At 39.1% G+C, this 1,008-nt stretch carries 2 protein-coding genes; one reads left to right on the top strand and one right to left on the bottom strand.

The window, feature by feature from the left end; genetic code table 11:
• Positions 1-527, top strand: a 527-nt coding sequence (locus M9194_RS21545) for a hypothetical protein (RefSeq protein ID WP_250614767.1), incomplete at its 5' end; no start/stop codon positions are given.
• A 54-nt stretch (positions 528-581) separates the two neighbouring features.
• Here the strand turns inward: M9194_RS21545 and M9194_RS21540 are convergent.
• Positions 582-1,008, bottom strand: a 427-nt coding sequence (locus tag M9194_RS21540) for a hypothetical protein (protein ID WP_250614766.1), incomplete at its 5' end; no start/stop codon positions are given.

The following is a 1,008-nucleotide window of genomic DNA, read 5'->3' as shown; positions in this document are numbered from 1 at the left end:
TAATAAAACAAAACAATAGCTATTACCTTAAAACACCAAGTGGAACGTTTGACCTTTATAATAGCCCTTTGCCTAATACAAAGGAGGAAAATAGCCATTGGGGGAATGATGCTGGTACAGTCAGCTATTCAAACGATCACTCTATAGTAATGATACAGCGCACCGAAAAAGGTGAAATCGAATACGGAGATGGACACGCTCCTAAGAAGGTGGAACACGACGTATGTGACGTCTTTGACCTAAAAACTGGCTGTTTTATTACCACAACACAAGATGAAAATTGCTACGGAAAGTGGGTAGGAAAACATTCTTTTAAAAACACATACTTTGATGGCTTAACAGATTACGACGACACCACAGTTTTACTATCACCTAAAGAATTCCTTAGCTTTTATAACAGCGGTGGCGAACCTATATTCTCACTAAAAAGCTACCAAGCTTGCTATCCAGTGACAAAAGACAATCAAAAATACTACAAAGCGATTGAGCAAGCTTATAAAACAGATCGATTCTCTTCTGAGAAATGATCAGCCACTTAGCCAAGGATGGCTATGTGCAGCGCCCTATAAAGCTCTCTCGGATTACGACCACGCACCCCGTATCATGTTGCAAATGTCACCAGACTTTGAGTATATTTGAGTTCTATAGTCTGGGTTGATCAGGTTGCGTAAGACAAATCTTTCAAATTCAATTTCCGCTCTGATGCTTTCGGGTAACGTTACCCAACGAGAAAAAAATAAAACTTTCATCAGATAGTCTCTACTTTGCTTCAGCGTATCGAAACACCTCAGCTGGTCGAGGTTAATCCAATCCACAATACTATCCAGCGTTCTATCTATTTTCAGTATTCTTAGTAGTTCAGTTGCCGTTTTCGTTAGGTCTATGGAGTCGAAAGAGTGCTGTTCAATTTTAGGTAAACGTGGACCTGAGGTTCTTTTAAAAGAAATCATTGGTGGTTTGTTATAAGAATCTAGACCTCGATATAGAATGGATAACAAAGCGATAATT

The sequence above is a fragment of the Vibrio sinus genome, assembly GCF_023634645.1.
Taxonomy (GTDB): Bacteria; Pseudomonadota; Gammaproteobacteria; order Enterobacterales; family Vibrionaceae; genus Vibrio; species Vibrio sinus.
Note: the sequence above shows the minus strand (reverse complement) of the source record. Positions and strands in the feature narration are given on the sequence as shown.